Consider the following 12,925-nt stretch of genomic DNA (forward strand, 5'->3'; position numbering starts at 1 on the left):
GCTTGTCCGCCGGGCCTCACGAAAACGTGGGTTGCCGCTGTTCCATCTGTAGATATATCGTAAGATATGTTTTTAGTAAGGAATGACCAATGAGACGATCTATGTTTGGCGGCCGGGGCGATGACGGATTCCGGTTTGGGTTCTTCGCCATGGGCCGGCACGGCCGGGGCGGCCATCGCTTTGGCCGCGGCGGCCATGGCTTCTTCGGGCGGGGTGGCGGCGGCGACTTTCCGGGATCGCGGCGGCTCTCGTCGCAGGACCTGCAGCTCGTCATCCTGGCGCTGCTCGGCGAGCAGCCGGCGCACGGCTACGAGCTGATCAAGAAAATCGAGGAGCGGTCGGATGGCTTCTACAGCCCGAGCCCGGGCGTGATCTATCCGGCGCTGACCTTCCTCGAGGAGATCGGCCATGCCAGCGTCGCCCAGGATGCGGCGCGCAAGCTCTACAGCATCACCGAGCAGGGCAAGGCGCATCTTGCCGAGAACCGCGCCACCGCTGACACCATTCTCCAGGCGCTGTCGCGGATCGGCGGCCGCATGGAGGAGGTGCGCGAAGCCTTCGCCGGCGTGAGCGATCTCGATGGCGAATCCTCCGACGACGTGCACCGCGCCCGCCACGCCCTGAAGAGCGCGCTGCGCCAGAAGCGCGGCTGCGACGCCGCCGAGGCGCGCCGCATCGCGAAAATCCTCGATCGTGCTGCCGCCGAAATCCTGCAGCAATGACGCAGCCGCAAGGGAGACCCTTCATGTACAACGCTGAACCGCACAGCGCGATTACCGACGCCCGCGTCGCTGCCGTCATCGCGCGCCTGCAGGCCACGCGCCTCAGGCCGGCCACCGGCGGTCCGCGCGGCAATCCGACGATGAGCCGCGATCCGCTCGACTATGCCGAGCAGGGCTTCTCAATCCATCCCGAGCAGGGCGAACTGATCTATCTGTTGTGCCGCGGCCTGCGCGCCAAACGCGTCGCTGAGTTTGCGACCTCAGTCGGAATGTCGAGCTGTATTTCGCCGCCGCGATGCGCGACAATGGCGGCGGCACCGTGATCGGCTCGGAGATCGTGCCGGCCAAGGTCGCAACCGCGAAGCGCAATCTTGCCGAGGCCGGCCTGGCCGACTACGCCGAGATCCGCGAGGGTGATGCGCGCCAGACGCTGCGCGATCTCGGTGGTCCCGTCGACTTCATCCTGATCGACGGCTGGCCGGGCGAGAAGGGACCGACACTCGCCCGCCAGGTGATCGAGATCGTTGCTCCGCAGCTTCGCGTCGGCGGCTATGTCATGAACGACAATGCCGAGGCGGATTTTCTGGAGTTCGTGCGCGATCCCAAAAATGGCTTTGTGTCGATCACGCTGCCGCTCAAGGGCGGTACCGAGCTCTGCCTGAAGGTCGCCTAAGGATCGGTTCGGCACGGCGAAATCCTGCTGGCGTGATTGTGAGCCGCAACGACATCACGCCACGCTGGATTTTGTCGGCGCTTCTTGCTCTGTTCGAAGAAAATCAGGAGCGAAGTGCCGCATGTCCGAAGTCCCGCCGATCCATCCGCTTGATCGCCCAATCTGGAGCGCGCTGACCACGAGGCAACGCGACCTTGCGGAAGGCGGCGCCGATGCAAGGCGCTTTCCGGTCGCGATCGCACCCTTTGCCGACATGGTCGACATGTCGCCCAAGAGTTTTACTGCGCTCGGTGCGCTGTTGTCGGGACCTGATATCGCGGTGCTGTTCACACCCGATCCTGTTCCTGTGCCGCCGGAGTTCAAGGTGCTGCTGGCCGAGACCGGCGAGCAGATGATCGGCACACCGGCGGAGTTTTCTCTGCCCGGCGTCGAGATCGTCACGCTCGGCGCCGCCGACGTTCCCGCGATGATGGCGTTGACGGAAATGACAAAACCCGGACCGTTCAGCGCGCGGACGCATGAGCTCGGCACCTTTCTCGGCATTCGCGTTGGCGGCGAGCTAGTCGCAATGACCGGGGAACGGATGAAGCCGGGGAACTACACCGAGATGACCGCGGTCTGCGTGCATCCGGACCAGCGCGGCCGCGGCTATGCGCAGGCGTTGCTGTCGGCGGTCGGCCGCCAGATCGTGGCGCGCGGCGAGATCCCGTTCCTGCACGTCTTCACCAGCAACGTCTCGGCAATCGCGCTCTACCGCCGTCAGGGCATGGAGATCCGCCGCCGCCTGCACATCACGGTGCTGCAGAAGCAGGGGTAGGGTAAAGTCCGGGAATGATACCCTGAGCGGCGTCACGCTCGCTCACGCCAGCCTGTTGCCGGCAAGATGGACCGTGCGCTTGTCGCAGCTGGGATCGATCGCGACGGCATTCGTCGCGATCGGGCCGTGTGCGGCGACGTTGTTGCTGATCTCGACGTTTCTGGCGCGGCCGACGAAGATCGCGCTGTCGGGCTTGATATGGAAGAAGTCGCCGGCCCCGAACGAGCCGCCGCGCAGAAATGTCTGGCCGATCACGTTGCCGGCGATCCTGACGCCGTCGGCATTGCTGACGAAGATCGCGTAGATGTAGGAATCGTCGATGTGATTGCCTTCGATGATGACGCGCCGGTTCTGGAAATTGTCCTGAAATCCCTTGGCGCCTTCCGGCGGCACCATTCCGACATAGATGGTGCCGAGCGTGCCGCTGCCGCTGGTCAGCTCATTGGCGCCGTTGACGCAATGGCTGAAGCGGTTGTTGCGGAACACGAGGTTGTCGGCAAATCCGGACTCCGACCAGAAGCCGATGTCGCTGCCCGCCTGCAACGCGACGCCGGTCGAGAACGTGAACTGGCAGTTCTCGACGATCGCGTTCGGCGCCTTCATCAGCACGCGGCCGCAGGCGTGGAAACTGCAACGCAGCACGGTGGCGCCGGATCCGATGTGCGTCAGCGAGGTGATAGCATCGCCGGTCTTGAGCGGCAGGTCCTGCTGCAGGACCACGTCGTAGATCAGGTCCGGCTGGGTGGTCGGGCTCCTGTTCTTCCAGAGCTGGGCGATCTTGGCCTTCAGCTCGGGCGCGTGGCGCTTGGCCAATTGCTCGACCTTGCCGCGTCCGAGGGAGCGAAACGTCGCATGGTCGCAGCTCTCGATATCGTCGCCGGCCGCGAGGCCGACGTCCCATTTCGGGCTGAGCAGAAGCCTCCGCGGCGCGGTCTTCGCCACGACGTAGTAGTAGAAGCCGTGCACGTTGACAGCATCGTCGGAGGTGTTCGCGAAACTGCAGTCCTCCATGGTCGGACCGCGCGCGACCGCGGTGAAGTGCGAGCCGTCGGAATTGGTCGAGATCAGACGGTCGGTCGTCGCGCCCTTCGGCCTGGGTCCCGGAATGACCGAGACTTTCTGCAGCATCATCGAGCCTTCGCCGCCGTTCTCGATGATGCCCATGCCCGGCGAGGCCAGCAGCTTCAGGTCGATCAGGCTGGTGGCGACGCTGGAGTCCACCGCGATGGCATGCGCGCCGCTATTTGCGATGGTGACGACGTCACCCACCGCGATCGGCAGCTGGCTCGGGAAACGATCGTTTGCGCCCCACCGCAGATGCACCTTGATCTGGCCGTCGCCGAGGCGCGTGGCATGGACCGGTGAGAGGAAATCCCTGGCGCCGGTCTTCAGCGTCCGGTTGCGGCGGTCCATCACCTTGAAGAAGCCATCCGTGAAGGCGGCCAGCAGTGCGGCATCATCGGGATAGCCGGGATCGACCTTCACCGTGATGTCGACCGCTTGCTTGTCGAACGCGGTGATCGTTCCCTGGGTGAAGGGCAGCGGATCGTAGTCGATGGTGAGATCGCGGATGGTGAGGCGGTTGCAGCCGGAGATCGCGAAGGTCCCGCTGCGTGCGGTGTTGATCAGCTGCGCGCCATTGCCGTTGAGTTCGAAGCCGTGCAATTGCCGGAACGCCAGCGGCCGCTTGATCCGGTAGCTGGCGTTCTTTTCCAGATTGAGGACGATGTGAACCGGCCCTGCCTTGCTCGCATCAGCCGCTGCCTTGGCGATGGCGGCCAGCGCCTTGGCAAAGGCCGCGTCGGCGTCGCCGCCGGAGGTGGCTGTGAAGGTGGCCATGTCAAACGTGGCCGCGCCCGCAACGGTCGTCGGTTCGGCACGGCTTTCGCTGCCGAGCAGCGGGGTCGCTACGGCAAACGAGGCAAGCTTGAGCGCTCGCCGGCGGCTGATCGGCATGGGCACACGGCTCCCTCTGGACCGCGGTTGACTGCGCTCATTGTCTGCCGGCCGAGATGAACCGCAGCGAAATGACGGGGAGTTGGCGTGAGGGCTCTCGACCTCGTGATGAAGATCGCCGCTGGGCGATCACAAATATTGGTTGCCGCTCGTGAAAAGACCCGGGCGCGCTGTGGTCCGCGCGTCCGGGTCCGTTGTTGTGCGACGCAGGTCAGTGCATCGTCTGTTCCGACGCTGCGATCCAGGCGATCACGGCCTCGGAGAAGCCGTCAACCCGCGTCCACGGGCCGTGTCCGACCCCGTGCCGGTAGGACGCCACGTTGACCATGTATCCGCGTCCCTGGGGTGCGGGCACCTGGTCGTGGCTCTGCTTGTCGGTGAAGACGACCAGGCGATCGCCCTTGCGGTCGATCTCCGTCACCGCCTTGCCGAGATACGTCCCGCCATGCGGCTGCGAGCCGATGATCGCATCGCGGAGCGCGAAGCCGCGGCGCGGCGGCAGCTTCACGACCTCATTGCTGAACGTGAAGATCTCCACCTCGTCGCAGACCTCGCGGGCGAGGATCGCAAGTCCGCAGGCCGCTTCCGCCCGCGTCATTTCAGACTGGGCCGAGAGCGGAGTGAACATCGATCCCGACACGTCGATCAGGAGCCGCGTGCGGCCGTCAAGCCGTGCGTATTCCTTGACCGACTTCAACATCGCGGCCTCCAGCTCCGGCTCGAAGTCCGGCGCATAATGCGCGGCCGTGATGAAGCGGTAGGGAAGGATGCGGTCGGTTCGCATCGCGTCGATCGCCTCCGCAATGGTCCGGCGCGGCACCTCCGCCTTCTGCATCAGGCGCAGGTTGCGGAGCAGCGCCAGCCCGCCGAGCCGCTTCTCGGCGATCAACCGCTCGAAGGTCTCACGCTTGTCCTTGCCGGACGAGAGCGAGACCTCCCAGGTGTCGGGCGAGGCCAGCTCGCCGTCGACGAGCTGCTTCCACACCTTTTCCTGCGTAGCGTCCTTCGGCTAGCGCTGCTTGCGTGACTTCGTCTTGCTCGCCGGCGCGCTGCTGCGTGCGACGATCCGCGTCAGCGCATCCGCGAATGCACGTGCGGCGGGGCCGAGCGGTTCGTCGAACCGGTGGGCGAGATAGGCCTCCATCGCAAGCGCAGCGTTGCGGCCGAGTGCGCCGGTTTCGACCCGCACCAGGCGGTGATCCCGGAGGTCGCGCGCGACCTGCCAGAGCGGCAGGCGGCCCCAGCCGAGCCCGGCCAGGATCAGGGCGTGCTTGGTGTCCTGATTGCTCACCCGGCAAATCTGCGGCGAGAGCACGCCGAAGCTGCGGCCTTCCGACAGCGGCGTCGGATCCGAGAGCACGATCTGCAGATGATCGGCGAGGTCGGCGACGCTCTTGCGGCCGCGGCGCGCGAGCGGATGGCTTGCGGAGGCGACGGCGACGATTTGCACGGCGCAGATCGCGTCGAGCGCGAGGCGGGGATCGCGAAAATCCTCGCCGACCGTGACGGCGAGCGCACTGCGTCGTTCGGTCAGGGCGGCGATCGGCCCGCCCATCGGTTCGACTGCGAGCCGCACGCTCACCGACGGATAGGCTGAGCGCATTTCCGTCAGCGCTGCGCCGACCGCGGCGATCGGAAACAGCGTGTCGACCACCAGCGAGAGTTCCGGCTCCACCCCGTCACCAAGGCCGTGCGCGCGCGCCCGCATCGCGTCGACGCGGAGCAGCAGATCGCGGGCGTTGCCGAGCAGTGCCTTGCCTTCCGCCGTCAGCGCCGGGCGATGGCCGGAGCGGTCGAACAGCATGAGACCAAGCTCGGACTCGAGGTTGGCGATGGCATGGCTGACCGCGGACTGCACCCGCGCGAGCTTGGTCGCGGCGGCGCGAAAGCTGCCGCTCTCGGCGATGGTGACAAAGACCCGGATCTGGTCGAGCGTGAGGTTATCGAGCGTGATCTATGAAATCGATCAATTGGATGTAAAACATATCACTCCTGTCGATGATCTGGAAACGCTATCTGTAGTGGCTCGAACTGGACGGGTGGACGCATGACGATCGAGACGGCCGTGGTGCAGCAGAGCGAGGCAAGGCGATGGGCGACGGTTGCCGTCGTGACCGGTTGCGGGATCGGCGCCGCGCTCCAGGTCGGGAAGGTGCCGATTGCCGCAACGATGCTGCAACAAAGCCTCGGCATCGACCTCGCTGCGGTCGGAGCAATCGCCGGCATCTTTGCGGTGCTGGGGCTTGTCGGCAGCGTTCCAGCGGGCGTGGTGATCGCCGCGGTCGGCGCGCGCAGGGTGTTGCTGTGCGGGCTTGCGGCCATCACGCTCGGCGCGGCGTCGGGCGCGCTCGCGCCGCAGCTTGCGGTGCTGCTGGGATCGCGCCTGCTGGAAGGGCTTGGCTTCCTGCTGGTGATGGTTTCTGCTCCTGCATTGCTCAATCGCGTGGTCGATGTCGGTGCGCGTGACATCACCATGGCGGTGTGGAGTTGCGTGATCCCGTTCGGGATCGCGCTGGCGCTGGTCGCGGGTCCGATGTTCGATGGCTGGCGCGCGATCTGGTGGGCCAGTGCCGCCTTTGCCGCCCTGCTGTTCGTCCTTGCCAGCGTCAGTGTGCCTGAAGTGGCATCGCGGACCGGCCCGGCGCGTACCGGCTTGATGCAGGAGGCAACCGCGCTGGCGCGGCGCCGCACCCCGGCGCTTCTGATGGTGCTGTTCGGGCTCTACAGCCTGATGTTCTTTGCGGTGTTCAGCTTCCTGCCGATCCTTTTGACCGAGCGGCTCGGCGTCTCCAGCGAGAGCGCCGGCGGGCTCAGTGCGTTGGCGGCGGCCGCCAATGTCGTCGGCAATCTCGCCGCCGGCAATCTGCTCGCGCGCGGGGTGAGCCGGACTGGGTTGATTGCAGTTGCGGCCGTCGTGATGGGCGCGTCCGCGCTCGGCATCTTCCTGCCGGTGCTGGGCGGCTGGGGCGCATTCATTCTGTGCCTGCTGTTCTCCGCGACCGGCGGCCTGATCCCGGCGACGTTGCTCGCGACCGCACCCGCGGCGACGCGTTCGGCGGCGATGGTGCCGGTCATGATGGGCCTCCTGATGACGGGCAGCAATTTCGGCCAGGTGACTGGACCGATCGCGGTCGGCGCGGTCGTCTCGGCATGGGGCTGGAGCGCGGCCTGCGTCATGGTGGTTGCGGCGGCGATCCTTGCCGGCCTTGCGGCATGGATGCTGGCGCGCGGCGATCACAACGGCGTCAGCGAGGCGAGGGGCCTGGCTTGACGCAGCGAGCGCAGGGGGCGAAGGAGTGAAGGTCTCTCACGCCAACGACAACAGGAAAGTTTCATGACACGCGTGCGCTGCATCACCGAAATGGGCATGGGCGTCGACGTCCACGGCCGTGACGCGACCAAGGCCGCCAAGCGTGCGGTCTCGGATGCGATCCGCCATTCCAGCCTCGGCTTCTTCCGCATGTTCGGCAAGACCGCCAACGACATGTTCGTCGACGTCACGATCGCCGTGCCGAATCCCGAAGCGGTCGATACCGACGCCGTTGCCAGGGAACTGCCCTATGGCACCAAGACGGTGAAGGCGATCGCGGGCGGGCTCGAGATTCCGTCCGATGTGGGCAACGACCCGATCCTGATCGCGAACGCCGCCGTCATCGTCAGCTTCGACGACGGCAAATAATCGAGGAACGGCGGGCGGCGTATGCGTGCGTTATTCGTCGCCCTTGAAGTAGTCGGGCTTGCCGGTGGTCCAGGTCTCGCCCCAATGCTGGCCGCCGCCGTCGACGGTCAGCGTCTCGCCGGTGATGAACTTGCCGGAGGGCGCAGCGAGATAGACCGCAGCCTCCGCGATGTCCCAGGGCGTGCCCGGACGCATCATCGGGTTGGAGCGCGGATAGGCGGCGCGCGCCGCCTCGCTGTAGACGTTCCAGCCCTCGGTCTCGATCGCACCGGGCGCGATGCAATTGATGCGGATGTTCAGCGGCGCCCATTCGACCGCGAGCGCGCGCGACAGGCCGATCACGCCGGAGCGCGCCGCGATCGTGTGCGCGATGCCGTAGAGGCCGTGCGTCGTGACCACGACGATATTGACGATGCTGCCGGGATGTTTGCGGTCGCGCCAGCGCTGCGCCGCGGCCTGCATCATATACCAGGTGCCGTTGAGATTGGTGTTGATGACCGCGTTCCAGCCCTTGATCGAGAAATCGATCGCCGCTTGCGGGAATTGGCCGCCGGCGCTGTTGACGAGGTGGTCGATATGGCCATGCTCGGTCCACAGCGCGTCGAACATCGCGTTGACCGCGTCGGGATCCCTGATATCGGCAACGTGCGCCGACGCCCTCAGGCCGCTATGGCCGAGATGATCGACCAGCGCATCGAGCTTGTCGGCATTGCGTCCCACGATCACGACATGCGCGCCGAGCCGGGCGAACAGCCACGTGATGGCGCGGCCGATGCCGCCGGCGCCGCCGGATACGACAACCACCTGACCGGCCAACGCGTCTGCCGCAAACACGGTCGGATGTGCCGCGAGTTCGTCGTCGGAAAGGCCGAGCGTTGCCTCTGTCTGTTGATCGTTCATGGCCGGTTGCAGACCTTGCGGCTTTCAATGAGCTCCGTACATTAGCCACCCAACAACAACCGTGCAAAGAATGTCGACATGACCGACCTGTCAGCCTTTCCCATCACAAGACGCTGGCCCGCCCGGCATCCGGACCGCCTGCAGCTCTATTCGCTGCCGACGCCGAACGGCGTGAAGGTCTCGATCATGCTCGAGGAGATCGGGTTGCCCTACGAGGTCCATCTCGTCGACTTCAACAAGGATGATCAGAAGACCGCGGAGTTCCTGTCGCTGAACCCCAACGGCAAGATCCCGGCGATCCTCGATCCCGACGGTCCCGGCGGCAAGCCGCTGCCGTTGTTCGAGTCCGGGGCGATCCTGCAATATCTCGCCGAGAAGACCGGCAAGCTGTTGCCGGCGGATGCCGCGCGCCGCTACCAGGCGATCCAGTGGGTGCATTTCCAGATGGGAGGCATAGGGCCGATGTTCGGGCAGGTCGGGTTCTTCCACAAATTCGCCGGCAAGGATTATGAGGACAAGCGGCCGCTGCAGCGCTATGTCGCCGAATCCGCTCGCCTGCTCGGCGTGATGGAAACGCATCTCGCCGGGCGGCAATGGTTCATGGACGATGAATACAGCATCGCCGACATCTCGATGCTCGGCTGGGTGCGCAATCTGATCGGCTTCTACGGCGCGCGCGAGCTGGTCGAGTTCGACCGGTTCAAGGACGTCGCGGCCTGGCTGGAGCGCGGTCTCAAGCGGCCGGCCGTGGAACGTGGGTTGAACATTCCGAAGCGGCCCTAAGCAGCCTGCTTCAGCAACTCATAAACTGTCGGATTGTCGGCGCAGGCGGCAAAGCCGCATTCGAGCAGGGTGGACAGCACGTTCAACGCCGTCAGCCCGACCACCAGCCAGACCGCACCTTGTGCGAATTTGCGAGCCGCCGCACCCGGCGCCGTGCGGTGGTCGAACTGGCGGTCGAACAGCAGCATGGCGGCGAGCAGGACGATCGCGGCGATGAAGGCGATCAGCGCCCATGTATAATAATGGTAGCCGAGCAGCGCCGACCCATAGCCGGCCTCGCCGGGGAGGATGTGCAGCAGGACCTGCCGGGTCGACACCGATGCGCCGAGCACAGCCGTCAGCAGCGACAGGGCATAATGGCTCGGCCGCGGTCCGAAGCGGACGTTCAGGATCGGTCCGATCGCCAGCAGGGCGAAAAGGATGCGCTGCAACAAACACAGCGGGCAGGGCAGCTCGTGCAGCAACAGCTGGGCCGCAAAAGCTGCGGCCAGTAACAGCGCGAGGCCATAGAGCGCGAGGGCATTCAGCGTCACTGCCTGCGTGTCGGTCATGGCTGGCCTCAGAACGACAGCGTGAGGCGGTCGGTGGCGTGGTGCAGCAAGGTCGCGACGCAGGCGACCAGGATCACCGCGAACAATCCAATCGCGACCGGACGCGGGCCACGCCAGGCCACCAGCATGGCGATGGTGATGGCGAGAAACAGTGCGGTGAATTCCATCTCAGCCTCCGGATGCGAGCCGGCCGTAGTCTATGACAGATTCGTGTGCGCGCGCGGCGGGCGCGAATGGCCATTGTCGCTTGCGCGCGGCTCCGCCAAGATGGCATCACCAGTTGAGTTCATTCCAGCCCGGGGCACCTCATGACCACAGACGCGATCAAGCCCGCCGTCCATCACAAACATCAGCCCTGGTACAAGATCCTCTACATCCAGGTGTTGATCGCGATCGCCGCCGGCGTCTTGATCGGTCATTTCTATCCGGGCCTCGGCAAGCAGTTGAAGCCGCTCGGCGACGGCTTCATCGCGCTGATCAAGATGATGATTGCCCCGGTGATCTTCTGCACCGTGGTGCACGGCATCTCCTCGATGGGCGACCTCAAGCGCGTCGGCCGGGTCGGGCTGAAGGCGCTGATCTATTTCGAGGCGGTGTCGACGGTCGCGCTCGCTGTCGGCCTTCTGATCGGGGAGCTGTTGCAGCCCGGCCGCGGCTTCAACATTGATCCCGCCACGATCGATCCGAAATCGGTTTCCACCTACGTGACGCAGGCAAAGGAGCAGGGCATCGTTGCCCATTTGATGGCGATCATCCCCGACAGCTTCTTCGGCGCGCTCGCGCGCGGCGACCTGCTGCAGGTGCTGCTGATCTCGATCCTCTCGGGGTTTGCCATTGCCTTGATGGGCAAGCCCGGCGAACCGATCGCCGAGGCAATCGACAAGGCGTCCAAGATGTTCTTCGGCATCATCCGGATGATCGTCCGCGTCGCGCCGCTCGGCGCGTTCGGCGCGATGGCCTTCACCGTCGGCGCCTACGGCCTCGGCTCGCTGGTGAATCTGGCGGCGCTGATCGGCACGTTCTATCTCACTAGTGTGCTGTTCGTGCTGATCGTGCTGGGCGCGATCGCGCGGCTGGCGGGCTTTTCGATCATCCGCTTCATCGCCTACATCAAGGACGAGCTCCTGATCGTGCTCGGCACCTCGTCGTCGGAGACGGTGCTGCCGCAGATGATCCAGAAGATGGAGCATCTCGGCGCCTCGCGCTCGGTGGTCGGCCTCGTGGTGCCGACCGGCTACAGCTTCAATCTCGACGGCACCAACATCTACATGACGCTGGCGACGCTGTTCCTGGCGCAGGCCACCAACACCCATCTGACGATCTGGCAGGAGCTCGGCATCCTCGGCATCGCCATGATCACCTCGAAGGGCGCCTCCGGCGTCACCGGCGCCGGCTTCATCACGCTCGCCGCGACGCTGTCGATCGTGCCCGACATTCCGATCCAGTCGATCGCCATCCTGGTCGGCATCGACAAGTTCATGAGCGAGTGCCGCGCGCTCACCAATCTGATCGGCAACGGCGTCGCCTGCGTCGTGATCAGCCTCTCCGAGGGCGAGCTCGACAAGGACGCGCTGCACGAGACCATGGCGCATCCGCTCGAGCTCGGCGAAGCGCTCGAGCCGGGCGGCTCCGGTTAGAGCAATATGAAGTTATGGGGCCGTCGCAGGGGGGCGCTGCCAAAATATCGAAAACAACCCCATGCAAAGTAGCCGGCGGCGGCCGGCGCTTGGCCAGGCAACTTGACACGTCGGGCAAATCAGGAATATATTTCTAATATTCCGAAATTGCGCTAGCGTCCGCTCGCCCCAAGGCTTTTGCCCTATGGCAGTTGCGGCTTTTGCAACTGATGCTTCCATAGCGCAGGTGGGAAGAGGGAATGCGCCTCATCCAGCCCAATCCAGGAGCGCTCAACTATGCTCACCGTCTATGGCGAAGGTCGCGGCTTCCGTGTTGTCTGGCTGCTTGAGGAATTAGGATTGGCTTATCGGCTGCGCCCGGTCGATCTGCTCGCAGTCGAGAATGATCGCGATTTCCTCGCGATCAACCCCGCCGGCTTCATTCCCGCACTGCAGGACGGCGAGACGATCATGGTCGAATCGATCGCCATTCTTGAGTACCTGCTCGCCCGCCACGGCTCAGGTTCGCTTGCCGTCGCCCCTGATGATCCCGCCTTCGCTTCCTATCTGCAATTTCTCCACCTGGGCGAGGCCGGGCTCGCCGGGCCGATGAACGCCGTCATTGTCGGTCGCGAACTGGCGCCCGCAGCCGAGCGAGATGCCAGGGTGACCTGCTGGGCACGCGAGACCTTCGAGAGCCGGCTGGGGTTGGTTATCCGCCGCCTCGCGGATTGCCCCTATCTCGCCGGCGATCGATTCACTGCTGCCGATATCTCGGTGAGCTACGCCCTCCTGCTCGGCCTGCGAACCGGCAACTACGTCCCCGGTCTTATCGAGCGAGACTATCTCGCCCGCACGACGGCACGCCCAGCCTACGTCCGAGCGATGGAAAGCTGCCAGGCCACCAAGGCCTGGGCGGCGAGATCACCGGGATTGTAGTGCTCGCTTCATCGGAGCGGCCAAGCGACTGGAGCAGTCCCGCGTAAGCCGTGTACTCATTGAGCGGCCGGCGCCCGATGTCCGCTTGAGCGCAACAGCGGCGAAAAGCGGACATCTCCCGAGATCGCCGAAGGGCCAAACCCGGAAATGGCCACCTCGTCTCTATTTATCAGCTCGTCGGCGGGCGCGAGCAGACTGGTGATTGGCGCAATGTCTGGGATATGATCCTTGCGGGCCTGCGTACACGGTGCATGACAATTGCAAATTGCTCGAAGAGGCAGGGAGGAAT

16 protein-coding genes are annotated in these 12,925 nt (G+C 65.1%); 10 read left to right on the forward strand and 6 right to left on the reverse strand.

Annotated features, from left to right (window positions below; genetic code table 11):
• Positions 1 to 89: 89 nt before the first annotated feature.
• From HU230_RS09865 to HU230_RS09880, 4 genes are all read left to right on the forward strand, one after another.
• The gene (locus HU230_RS09865) at positions 90 to 722 is read left to right on the forward strand and encodes a PadR family transcriptional regulator (protein ID WP_224943151.1); all 633 of its coding nucleotides are present in this window, start codon (positions 90 to 92) and stop codon (positions 720 to 722) included.
• Positions 723 to 745: 23 nt separating this feature from the next.
• Positions 746 to 1,045: a hypothetical protein gene (locus HU230_RS09870; protein WP_224943153.1), complete on the forward strand. Its 300-nt coding sequence runs from the start codon at positions 746 to 748 to the stop codon at positions 1,043 to 1,045.
• Positions 1,018 to 1,395, forward strand: coding sequence for an O-methyltransferase (locus tag HU230_RS09875; protein ID WP_234633864.1), 378 nt, complete (start codon positions 1,018 to 1,020; stop codon positions 1,393 to 1,395). Before HU230_RS09870 ends, HU230_RS09875 begins: the two co-directional genes overlap by 28 nt.
• A gap of 121 nt (positions 1,396 to 1,516) precedes the next feature.
• Entirely contained in the window at positions 1,517 to 2,212 is a 696-nt protein-coding gene (locus tag HU230_RS09880) for a GNAT family N-acetyltransferase (protein WP_176531834.1), read from the forward strand.
• A gap of 42 nt (positions 2,213 to 2,254) precedes the next feature.
• On the opposite strand, the gene HU230_RS09885 is transcribed toward HU230_RS09880, so the two are convergent.
• The 3 genes from HU230_RS09885 to HU230_RS09895 all read right to left on the reverse strand — a co-directional run bounded on the left by HU230_RS09885 (position 2,255) and on the right by HU230_RS09895 (position 6,092).
• Positions 2,255 to 4,168, reverse strand: coding sequence for a right-handed parallel beta-helix repeat-containing protein (locus tag HU230_RS09885; protein ID WP_176531833.1), 1,914 nt, complete (start codon positions 4,166 to 4,168; stop codon positions 2,255 to 2,257).
• A gap of 211 nt (positions 4,169 to 4,379) precedes the next feature.
• The gene (locus HU230_RS09890; RefSeq protein ID WP_224943155.1) at positions 4,380 to 5,153 is read right to left on the reverse strand and encodes a vWA domain-containing protein; all 774 of its coding nucleotides are present in this window, start codon (positions 5,151 to 5,153) and stop codon (positions 4,380 to 4,382) included.
• Between the two features lie 24 nt (positions 5,154 to 5,177).
• Complete coding sequence (locus tag HU230_RS09895; protein ID WP_224944136.1) at positions 5,178 to 6,092, reverse strand: LysR family transcriptional regulator; 915 nt, start codon at positions 6,090 to 6,092, stop codon at positions 5,178 to 5,180.
• On the opposite strand from HU230_RS09895, the gene HU230_RS09900 reads away from it, so the two are divergent.
• The 3 genes from HU230_RS09900 (at position 6,001) to HU230_RS09910 (ending at position 7,847) form a co-directional block, all read left to right on the forward strand.
• On the forward strand, positions 6,001 to 6,219 hold the full coding sequence (locus tag HU230_RS09900) for a hypothetical protein (RefSeq protein ID WP_224943158.1): 219 nt from the start codon (positions 6,001 to 6,003) through the stop codon (positions 6,217 to 6,219). The two genes, HU230_RS09895 and HU230_RS09900, sit on opposite strands and share 92 nt — an antisense overlap.
• On the forward strand, positions 6,216 to 7,439 hold the full coding sequence (locus HU230_RS09905; protein ID WP_176531832.1) for an MFS transporter: 1,224 nt from the start codon (positions 6,216 to 6,218) through the stop codon (positions 7,437 to 7,439). The genes HU230_RS09900 and HU230_RS09905 overlap by 4 nt, the downstream gene beginning before the upstream one ends.
• Positions 7,440 to 7,502: 63 nt before the next feature.
• On the forward strand, positions 7,503 to 7,847 hold the full coding sequence (locus tag HU230_RS09910; RefSeq protein WP_176531831.1) for a Lin0512 family protein: 345 nt from the start codon (positions 7,503 to 7,505) through the stop codon (positions 7,845 to 7,847).
• 30 nt (positions 7,848 to 7,877) lie between these two features.
• Here HU230_RS09910 and HU230_RS09915 read toward each other — a convergent pair whose 3' ends face one another.
• Positions 7,878 to 8,747 (reverse strand): SDR family oxidoreductase, encoded by an 870-nt coding sequence (locus HU230_RS09915; protein ID WP_176531830.1) that lies wholly within the window; start codon positions 8,745 to 8,747, stop codon positions 7,878 to 7,880.
• A 78-nt stretch (positions 8,748 to 8,825) separates the two neighbouring features.
• Here HU230_RS09915 and HU230_RS09920 point away from each other — a divergent pair, with 78 nt between their 5' ends.
• Positions 8,826 to 9,530, forward strand: a complete 705-nt coding sequence (locus HU230_RS09920; RefSeq protein ID WP_176531829.1) for a glutathione S-transferase family protein — start codon at positions 8,826 to 8,828, stop codon at positions 9,528 to 9,530.
• On the opposite strand, the gene HU230_RS09925 is transcribed toward HU230_RS09920, so the two are convergent.
• Together HU230_RS09925 and HU230_RS09930 are read right to left on the reverse strand one after the other, a co-directional pair.
• Positions 9,527 to 10,081 carry a disulfide bond formation protein B gene (locus HU230_RS09925; RefSeq protein ID WP_176531828.1) on the reverse strand — a complete coding sequence of 185 codons (555 nt, stop codon included), beginning with the start codon at positions 10,079 to 10,081 and terminating at the stop codon, positions 9,527 to 9,529. The genes HU230_RS09920 and HU230_RS09925 overlap by 4 nt on opposite strands.
• Positions 10,082 to 10,089: 8 nt before the next feature.
• The gene (locus HU230_RS09930) at positions 10,090 to 10,248 is read right to left on the reverse strand and encodes a DUF5993 family protein (RefSeq protein WP_176531827.1); all 159 of its coding nucleotides are present in this window, start codon (positions 10,246 to 10,248) and stop codon (positions 10,090 to 10,092) included.
• Positions 10,249 to 10,389: 141 nt separating this feature from the next.
• Here HU230_RS09930 and HU230_RS09935 point away from each other — a divergent pair, with 141 nt between their 5' ends.
• Together HU230_RS09935 and HU230_RS09940 are read left to right on the forward strand one after the other, a co-directional pair.
• Entirely contained in the window at positions 10,390 to 11,718 is a 1,329-nt protein-coding gene (locus HU230_RS09935; RefSeq protein ID WP_176531826.1) for a dicarboxylate/amino acid:cation symporter, read from the forward strand.
• Positions 11,719 to 11,994: 276 nt separating this feature from the next.
• A complete protein-coding gene (locus HU230_RS09940) occupies positions 11,995 to 12,636 on the forward strand; it encodes a glutathione S-transferase family protein (protein WP_176531825.1) in 642 nt (213 codons plus the stop codon).
• Positions 12,637 to 12,925: the final 289 nt, after the last annotated feature.

Source organism: Bradyrhizobium quebecense, assembly GCF_013373795.3.
GTDB lineage: Bacteria > Pseudomonadota > Alphaproteobacteria > Rhizobiales > Xanthobacteraceae > Bradyrhizobium > Bradyrhizobium quebecense.